General features: G+C 64.8%; 1 protein-coding gene. It reads left to right on the top strand.

The features are described from left to right. Positions 1 to 315 (top strand): tryptophan synthase subunit alpha (locus ACP4IX_RS36680; RefSeq protein ID WP_426559037.1); only part of this gene is annotated, 315 nt, incomplete at its 5' end. Positions 316 to 506 lie beyond the last annotated feature (191 nt).

Genomic DNA, 506 nt, shown 5'->3' with positions numbered 1-506 from the left:
GTTTATTACGTCTCGATCACCGGCATCACTGGCTCGGCGAGCGCGGACACCGCACAGGTCTCGGCCGCTGTGGCCCGCATCAAGCGTCATACACAGTTGCCGGTGTGTGTCGGCTTTGGCATCCGCACAGCGGACGCCGCGCGCGGCATCGCGCAGGCGGCGAATGGTGCCGTGGTAGGCTCGGCATTGATCGACGCCCTGCGTGCGACGCTGGATTCGGAGGGCCGCGCCACGCCAAAGACAGTTCCGGCAGTGGCAGACCTTGCAGCGGCGCTGGCGCAGGGCGTGCGCGGCGCCAAACAGGCCGCAGAATAGCTTTCTTTCTCGTTCCCCTTGTGCGACGGGGTGCCCGGCCGCACATAAGCGGCTAGAGTAATCCGCGGCGCGATGTGCATGGAGCCCAACGCATGAACTGGTTGACCAACGTTGTCCGGCCGAAGATCCGCAGCATCCTCAAGCGCGAGACGCCGGAGAATCTCTGGATCAAGTGTCCGGATTCCGGGCAA

It is taken from the genome of Streptomyces sp. WG5, assembly GCF_049974565.1.
In the GTDB taxonomy this organism is placed as follows: domain Bacteria; phylum Actinomycetota; class Actinomycetes; order Streptomycetales; family Streptomycetaceae; genus Streptomyces.
Note: the sequence above shows the minus strand (reverse complement) of the source record. Positions and strands in the feature narration are given on the sequence as shown.